The organism is Scopulibacillus darangshiensis, from assembly GCF_004341035.1.
GTDB lineage: Bacteria > Bacillota > Bacilli > Bacillales > Sporolactobacillaceae > Scopulibacillus > Scopulibacillus darangshiensis.
This window is the reverse complement of sequence record NZ_SLXK01000022.1, coordinates 68,385-76,812: the sequence shown is the minus strand read 5'-3', so window position 1 is coordinate 76,812 and position 8,428 is coordinate 68,385. Positions and strand designations below refer to the sequence as shown.

The following is an 8,428-nucleotide window of genomic DNA, read 5'->3' as shown; positions in this document are numbered from 1 at the left end:
GTCATGAGGCGCTTTGAAAATTTAAAATTGTTTATTGACAAACAAAACACGGAGGTCTAAAATACTCTGTAACGGGTTACATAATGATGTGATAAGACATTTTATGTAGCCTGTTTTCCTTAATAGCAAAAGGCTAGAGGCAGATTGGCAATATACCGCAATAAACTTTAAATTTTTTTACAATGAGTGTAACCGGTTACATAAATGAGGTGAACTGCAATATGGCCACGATGAGAGAGGTTGCTAAGAAAGCTGGTGTTTCGGTTGCAACAGTATCAAGAGTGTTAAACAGCAATGGTTATGTGAATGATGAGACGAGGAAAAAGGTTTTGGAAACCATGGATGCGTTAAAGTATAAACCAAATAACGTTGCCAGAAGCCTTTTTAAAAAACAAACAAAGACGATTGGGCTGATCGTTCCTGATATTACTAACCCATTCTTCCCCCAGCTCGCCCGTGCTGTGGAGGATGTGACGAATGAAAAAGGCTATACGATTATCCTTGGGAATTCTGATGAAAAGCCAGAAAAGGAACAAAGATATCTGGATATTTTGGAACAAAAGTATGTTGATGGGATTATCATGGCGACAAACACGCTGCCGATTGAACACATCAAGTTGCTTGATAAGCCGATTGTCGTTGTCGACCGGGCGATCCATGCGGATGTTCCAACAATTGTTGTGCAAAATAGAAAAGGGGCAAAGGCTGCGGTTAATCATCTGAAAGGGATCGGCTGCCAAAGAATTGCTCATATTAAAGGACCGGAACATGTGGACAACGCAAATGAGCGGTGCCAAGGCTACCTTGACATTGTCGGGACAGAACCTTGGTTCACGCCGGAATTTGTGGTGGATGGCAACTACACAACAAAGGAATCATACCATGCTGCAGTAAAATTACTCCGGAATCACCCCGAAATTGATGGTATCTTTGCAGGGAATGATCTCATGGCAACTGGTGTATTGAAGGCAGCTCACGAACTGGGCATTTCAATTCCGGATGAACTAGCGGTGATCGGCTTCGATGGCATAGATATGTGTGAGACGACACACCCTGAGCTGTCGACCCTTGCACAGCCGATCTATCAAATTGGCGAGGCGGCCGCGGAACTGTTAATTGATCTTATTGAAAAGAAACAGATTAGCGAAAGTTTTAAAGAATATCCCGTCGATCTTATCATACGGGGTTCCACGAAAAGGACGTGAAGGAGAGTCAAATGATGAATGAACCAGTTATAACGGTGATCGGAAGCATTAATATGGATTTGGTGACTGAATCAGACATGAGGCCCAAAGCCGGCGAGACCCTGCTGGGCAGCCATTTTTCCATGATTCCTGGCGGGAAAGGCGCCAATCAAGCGGTGGCGGCGGCGAGGCTAGGTGCCAAGGTGAATATGATCGGCTGTGTAGGCGATGATCTATTTGGCGAACAGCTGACTGCCAATTTGAAAAAAGAAGGCATTGCTGCAGATTATGTGGAACCGGTTACACATCAACAAACCGGAATTGCAGCGATCACACTCGCTGAAGGGGATAACAGCATCATCGTCGTTCCCGGGGCCAATCACGATCTCAGCGCGGATCATATCAGCAAATTTGAAGCGCTCATTGCCGAAAGTGATGTCGTCTTGCTGCAGCTGGAAATACCGCTTGAGGCTGTCGTTAAAGCCGCCGAACTGGCTAAGAAACATCGTGTAAAGGTCGTATTGAACCCCGCGCCAATTCAAGGATTGCCTGATCAGCTGATCAACAGCGCTGATCTGATAACGCCAAATGAACATGAATATGATCAGTTAAAAAGGGATTATCAAGGTGACCTTCAGGTGCTTAAAAATAAGCTTGTGGTAACAAAGGGCGGGGCGGGAACCGCCATTTTCAAAAATGGAAAAGAAACCATTGTACCCGGGTATGCGATCTCCGTTGTTGACACGACCGGCGCGGGCGACGCCTTCAACGGTGCCCTGGCCGTTCAGGTTGCAAAAGGCGCTTCCCTTGAAGAAGCCTGCCGATCCGCCAATGCTGTCGGTGCCCTGGCCGTCACCAAATTAGGCGCCCAATCCGGCATGCCGACAGCTGATGAGGTAGAGGCGTTTTTGAAAAAAGGGGTCTGACCCCTCGGGGTCAGACCCCCAAAAAATAAGAGGTGAAAGCAATGAAAAAAGTATTACTTGACGTTGATACTGGGATCGATGATGGAAAAACTTTATGTTGATGTTGAGACAAAATCAGAGCTGTGTGACGGGCAAACAGTTTGCGATTTTAACCATGTTTGTGAATGCTTTAACGAAGGGAGGTAAAGAAGGGGTCTGACCCCTCGGGGTCAGACCCCCCCTCCACCACAATGAAAAAAACAGGAATTTTAAATAGTGAAATTGCTGGAGTTCTGGCACATCTTGGCCACACGGATACGATTGTGATCGCCGATTGCGGCCTGCCGATTCCGGATCATGTGACGAAAATCGATGTGGCCATCAGGAAGGGCTATCCGAACTTCGTGGAAACGCTGAAGGAGGTAGCGGCCGATATGGTGATTGAAAAGGTGACGCTTGCAGAGGAAATACAGTCCGCTAACAAACAGGTTGCGGCCCATTTAACGCAATTTTTTGAGGAAACGCCGATAGAGCATCTGCCACACGAAGAACTGAAGGCCAATTTACAGAAGGCAAAAGCGGTCATCCGCACCGGTGAAGCGACGCCTTATGCCAATATCATTCTGCATGCAGGGGTGACTTTTTGATGAAACCAATCATCAGCATGACGAACATCAGTAAATCTTTTTCCGGCAACAAAGTGTTGAATGATGTCAGCCTTGACATTTTCCCAGGGGAAATTCACGCCCTTATGGGTGAGAATGGCGCTGGCAAGTCGACGCTGATGAAAATTCTAACCGGCATTTATTCGAAAGATGGCGGAACGATCGAAGTGAATGGCGCCACCGTCCATTTTAAAGATGCCAAGGAAGCGGAACACGCCGGAATCAGCGTCATCCATCAGGAATTGAATATTATACCTTATCTGTCTGTGATGGAAAATATGTTTCTTGGAAAACAGCTTACTTATGGAAAAACCGGCATTTTAAAGACGGCAGCCATGAAAAAAGAAACAAAAAGGCGTTTAAGCCAATTAGGTATTGCCATTGAGCCTGAGAAAACCGCCGGCGACTTATCTGTCGGTCATCAGCAAATGGTGGAAATCGCCAAGGCGCTGGCGACAGACGCCAAAGTGCTGATCATGGATGAGCCTACCGCGGCCCTGACCGACCGGGAAATTGAGACATTGTTCAAGGTCATGAACGGCCTGAGAAAACAAGGCGTAGCCATCGTCTACATCTCCCACCGAATGGAAGAGATCTTCCGGATGTGCGATCGGATATCAGTCCTGCGCGACGGCAAATACATCGGCACGAAACCGATTCAAGACACAACAATGGACGAAATTATTAAAATGATGGTCGGACGAGAGCTTGGCGACCTGTTTCCTGACAGGGACAAATCGGCAGGTAAAGAGTTTTTGAGAGTTGAAGACTTGTCTGGGCCGGATTTATTAGAAAATGTGTCTTTCTCCGTTAAAGAAGGCGAAGTCCTGGGCGTTGCCGGTTTGATGGGGGCGGGCCGTTCCGAAATTGTTGAGACGCTGTTTGGTGCCCGGGCTAAGTCCGGCGGAAAGATTTTTATCGAAGGAAAACAGGTGAAAATCAAGAATCCGTTTGATGCAAAAAAGGCGGGGATTGCGTTTGTCACAGAGGACCGCAAAAGCGAAGGGCTTATCCTCGGGATGTCAGTCAGGAAAAACATGTCGCTGCCTAATTTGAAAACGTTATCAAATCAAGGGATTATTTCAAGCAAAAGAGAAAAGGCATCCGCCCGAAACTTTATTGACCGTCTGAATATCAAGACGCATTCACCGGAAGCGGACGTGAAAAATTTGAGCGGCGGCAATCAGCAGAAGGTTGTCATCGGCAAATGGCTCGGCATTAATCCAAAGATCCTGATTCTCGATGAGCCGACCCGCGGTGTTGATATCGGCGCGAAGAAAGAAATCTATAACATTATCAATGAACTCACAGAACAAGGCGTCGCCATTATCATGATATCCTCCGAACTGCCAGAGGTGCTCGGGATGAGCGACAGGATCATGGTCATTCACGAAGGAAGGGTGGCCAGGATCATTGATAAAAAGGATGCTAACCAAGAAAACATTATGCAGGCAGCGACAGGAGGGGAATAACGTGTCAAGGAAATGGACGCACACGCTGCAGACGGCGGGGCCGCTTATCGGTCTGATTTTAATTGTTATTATTCTATCAATCTTAAGTCCAAGCTTTCTATCACTCAACAATATTTTAAATGTCTTGCGCCAGGTCTCAATCAACGCTCTGATTGCCTTTGGGATGACGCTCGTGATTTTAACCGGGGGCATTGATTTATCCGTCGGTTCGATTCTGGCGCTTGGCGGAGCGATCACAGCTAAGATGCTGGCTGGCGGCATGGATCCGATCCTTGCTGTTCTGATCGGGCTGCTCGCCGGCGGCATCATGGGGGCGATCAACGGGATCGTTATTACAAAAGGGAAGGTTGCACCGTTCATTGCGACGCTCGCGACCATGACGATCTTTCGCGGTTTAACGCTCGTCTATACCGACGGCCGCCCGATCACGGGACTCGGCGACAGCACCTTTTTCAAAATGATCGGCAAAGGTTATATCTCATATGTGCCGCTGCCGGTTATCTGGATGCTGATTGCTTTTGTCATTCTCTTATTTGTCCTTAAGAAGACGGTGTTTGGCCGCGGGATTTATGCCGTCGGCGGCAATGAGGAAGCCTCGATTTTATCGGGCATTAAGGCCGGCCGGGTGAAAATCTGGGTCTACATCATAACGGGGGTTCTCTCGGCTTTTGCCGGCTTGATTTTAACATCGCGTCTAAATTCCGCCCAGCCGAATGCCGGCATGTCCTATGAACTCGATGCTATCGCTGCCGTTGTCTTAGGGGGAACAAGTCTTGTCGGCGGGCGCGGCTGGATATTCGGGACGTTGGTCGGCGCCTTAATCATCGGTGTCCTTAACAACGGCTTGAACCTTCTGAATGTCTCGCCATTCTTCCAGCAAGTCGTTAAAGGAGGTGTGATCCTGCTCGCCGTTCTGATCGACCGCCGCAACAAATAAACTGTATTTTTGCCCCGTTTAACGAAGGGATAATTTCTAAGGAGGATGTTACAAATGGGAAAATATCTTAAGTCACTTGTGTTTGGTCTGCTTTGTGTTGTTTTGCTTGCCGGCTGTTCAACAAAACCGCCCGGGTCCGATTCTGAGAAGAAGGGCTCGAACAATGAGCTGAAAATCGGCTTTTCCGTTTCAACATTGAACAACCCGTTCTTCGTTAGTCTAAAAGAAGGGGCGAAGGAAGCAGCCAAAAAAGATGGCTATAAGTTGATTACGGTCAGCGCCCAAGACGATTCTGCCAAGCAAGCCAATGACATCGAGGACCTTATTCAGAAAAATGTCGATGTCCTATTGATCAACCCGACAGATTCCAGTGCGGTCGCGGGTGCCGTCAAATCAGCAAATGATGCCGGCATCCCGGTCATCACCGTTGACAGGAAATCTGATAAAGGGAAAATTGCCACACACATTGCGTCTAACAACGTGGAAGGCGGTAAAATGGCCGCCAAATTCTTAATCGACCAATTAAATGGCAAAGGAAATGTTGTTGAGCTGCAAGGTGTGCCGGGCTCATCGGCTGCAAATGAGAGAGGAAAAGGCTTCGACGAGGCGATTAAAGACGCCAAAGGCATCAAGGTAATCGCCAAGCAACCGGCAGATTTTAACCGTTCGAAAGGCTTGTCCGTCATGGAAAATATCATCCAAACCGGCAGTGATATTGACGCCGTCTTCGCCCAGAACGATGAAATGGCACTCGGCGCCATCGTCGCTTTGAAAGAAGCCGGCCTTAAGGACGTCAAAGTGATCGGCTTTGATGGCACCAAAGATGGCATCCAAGCTGTCAAAGACGGCAAAATGGCCGCCACCATCGCTCAGAAGCCAAAGCTCATCGGCCAAAAAGCCATCGATGCAGCCAAAAAAGCCGCGGACGGAAAAGACTTGCCTAAATTCATCCCGGTCGAACTGAAGCTGGTGAAGTAAAAAAGGAGAGTAAAAAAAGGGTCTGACCCCGAGGGGTCAGACCCCTGAAAAACTTGTAACATAATTGTTAACCGTTCGTAGCCTTTCCCGCAAAATCGATATGAAATAATGAGAGATAGATATTTTAATAGAGAAAATATTTCGAAGGATAGGGAGAGGTTTATGAAGCGGTTCGTCGTATCTATATTAGTATGTGTTCCTTTTGTAGCTCTATCTCTCAGTTTTGATGCAACAACCCCTTTTGCCGGAACGCGACAAGCCCATGCACAGGTGACCGGGCGGCTTAACAAAACATTTGAGACATCGGTCCGTTCAGGGATTGTCAGAGGCGGCCCCGGCACCGAATACAAGATGATCGGCGGCATTGCGGGCGGGGATCGCGTGAATGCTTTTGAAAAGGTGATGAATGGAAACAAACCATGGTACCATGTGACATATCATGGTAACCAAGAAGGGTGGGTGTCATCGACTATTGTGAAAAATTATCAACCGATCAACGCACCATTTATAAAGCAAATGCCGGAGTTGCCGCGGGGATGCGAGGTCACAAGCCTTGCCATGATGCTGCAATACGCCGGCAAGAACGCGGACAACATGTCGCTCGCAAAACAAATAAGGAAAGTCCCGTTTGAAGAAAATGGCTTAAGAGGTCACCCGAATGACGGATTTGTCGGCAACATGTACACATTTGACAAGCCTGGTCTCGGAGTCTTTCACAGCCCAATCGCAAATCTAGCCAGAGATTATCTCGGAGATCGCGTTGTCGATATGACCGGGGAGGACTGGGATGCCGTTCAGGAACAAGTTGACACGGGACATCCGGTCTGGGTCGTGGTCACGAGCACTTATCAACGTGTTCCGGACGAGGAATGGCAAACATGGCACACCAAGAGCGGCGATGTCAGGATTACATATCACGAACACTCGGTCTTGATCACAGGCTATGACAATCAATACGTCTACTTCAATGATCCGCTCGCCGATGCAAAAAACAGCCGGACGAACAAAGCCGACTTCATCACCGGATGGAAGCAATTCGGCAATCAAGCGATTTCGTATAAATAATAGGGGTCTGACCCCTCGGGGCCTGACCCCCAGGTGCCAGGGGTCATTTATTTATTCAAGCCACTTCGCTTCAAGCTTATCGAATTCGCCCTGCAGCTTCATTTCAGCTACCCAAAGGTCTATCCAATTTTGAAAGTCAGGGTCGCCGCGGTGCATCAAATAACCTTTTTGGCTTTTTGTAAAGGTGTGATCCGTCAGCGCAGCATACAAACGGGGATCACGGCTGGCGTAATACCTGGCCTCAACGCTGTCCGTGATCATCACATCGACTTTACCCTCCGCCACCATTTTCGGAATGTCCAAGTTATCCTGAACAACCTTCACCTTAGCCTGCTTGATATGTTCCTTAACAAATTTTTCATTAGTGCCGCCTGGGTTAACGCCGATTGTGACATCGGGCTGATCAATATCGCTCAGGCTCTTGTATTTATCCTTGTCCTCTTTCCGGATTAACGGCGATTTTCCGAAGTCAATATACGGCTTGGAAAAATGGGCTTTCTTTTCGCGATCCAGACTTCTGCTGATCCCGCCCATTGCGATGTCAAACTTGTTGTGGCGCAAATCCTCCATAAGAGTCGGCCAGGATGTTTTCACAAATTCAACCTTAACGCCCAGATCCTTCCCAAGCCTTTTTGCGGCGTCAATATCATAGCCTTCATAGGTCTTGCTTTCAGGATCATAATAAGTAAAAGGTCTATAATCCCCCGTTGTGCCGACCCGGATCACACCCTTTTTTAAAATCCGGTCAAGCCTCGATTGGATCAGGTATTTTCCGTCCTTTTTGCTGACGTTTCGACCAAGGGCTTTCCCGACCTCGTCCACAGGAATATAAGCCGTGCCGTTTTTCTCCAAACCGCCGGCGGTTTGACCGTCTAATTCTACTGTGGCTGTGTCACCGCCCCCCTTGAAAGCCTTAGCTTGCGGCAAGCTGCCCCAAGCCCATAATCCTCCACATAAGATAAATAAGACTGTTATTAATGTAACGATCCTTCGTTTTAACAATGCTTCGCCCTCCTAAAATAGATTTTTATTGCTTTTGGCACCTGGGTGCCGGGGTTTTCCTTATGCCTTTTTAAATTCTCGGGCATATAGCTGTATTCCTTCAAGAAAAAAGGTTGGGAGAGGGCGGGAAGTGGGCTAATCGTGCCGAAGTCCGGAAAAAGCGGTATGGAGGGGAACGCAAGTAGCCGAATCGTGCCCGCGGACCGGAGAAAGAGCCTTC

General features: G+C 48.0%; 8 protein-coding genes. 7 read left to right on the top strand and 1 reads right to left on the bottom strand.

Annotated features, from left to right (window positions below):
- The first annotated feature begins 221 nt into the window (after positions 1-221).
- The 7 genes from EV207_RS14445 (at position 222) to EV207_RS14415 (ending at position 7,206) form a co-directional block, all read left to right on the top strand.
- Positions 222-1,205: a LacI family DNA-binding transcriptional regulator gene (locus EV207_RS14445; RefSeq protein ID WP_132746861.1), complete on the top strand. Its 984-nt coding sequence runs from the start codon at positions 222-224 to the stop codon at positions 1,203-1,205.
- 14 nt (positions 1,206-1,219) lie between these two features.
- A complete protein-coding gene (gene rbsK, locus EV207_RS14440) occupies positions 1,220-2,110 on the top strand; it encodes a ribokinase (RefSeq protein WP_132746866.1) in 891 nt (296 codons plus the stop codon).
- 230 nt (positions 2,111-2,340) lie between these two features.
- Entirely contained in the window at positions 2,341-2,736 is a 396-nt protein-coding gene (gene rbsD / locus EV207_RS14435; RefSeq protein ID WP_132746860.1) for a D-ribose pyranase, read from the top strand.
- Positions 2,736-4,226 carry a sugar ABC transporter ATP-binding protein gene (locus EV207_RS14430; RefSeq protein ID WP_132746859.1) on the top strand — a complete coding sequence of 497 codons (1,491 nt, stop codon included), beginning with the start codon at positions 2,736-2,738 and terminating at the stop codon, positions 4,224-4,226. Before rbsD ends, EV207_RS14430 begins: the two co-directional genes overlap by 1 nt.
- A gap of 1 nt (position 4,227) precedes the next feature.
- Positions 4,228-5,163: an ABC transporter permease gene (locus EV207_RS14425; RefSeq protein ID WP_243647088.1), complete on the top strand. Its 936-nt coding sequence runs from the start codon at positions 4,228-4,230 to the stop codon at positions 5,161-5,163.
- 54 nt (positions 5,164-5,217) lie between these two features.
- On the top strand, positions 5,218-6,141 hold the full coding sequence (rbsB, locus tag EV207_RS14420) for a ribose ABC transporter substrate-binding protein RbsB (protein WP_132746858.1): 924 nt from the start codon (positions 5,218-5,220) through the stop codon (positions 6,139-6,141).
- Positions 6,142-6,303: 162 nt separating this feature from the next.
- Positions 6,304-7,206 carry a C39 family peptidase gene (locus EV207_RS14415; protein ID WP_165886957.1) on the top strand — a complete coding sequence of 301 codons (903 nt, stop codon included), beginning with the start codon at positions 6,304-6,306 and terminating at the stop codon, positions 7,204-7,206.
- Positions 7,207-7,257: 51 nt separating this feature from the next.
- Here the strand turns inward: EV207_RS14415 and EV207_RS14410 are convergent, their stop codons facing one another.
- Entirely contained in the window at positions 7,258-8,208 is a 951-nt protein-coding gene (locus EV207_RS14410) for a transporter substrate-binding domain-containing protein (RefSeq protein ID WP_243647087.1), read from the bottom strand.
- Between the last annotated feature and the right edge of the window lie 220 nt (positions 8,209-8,428).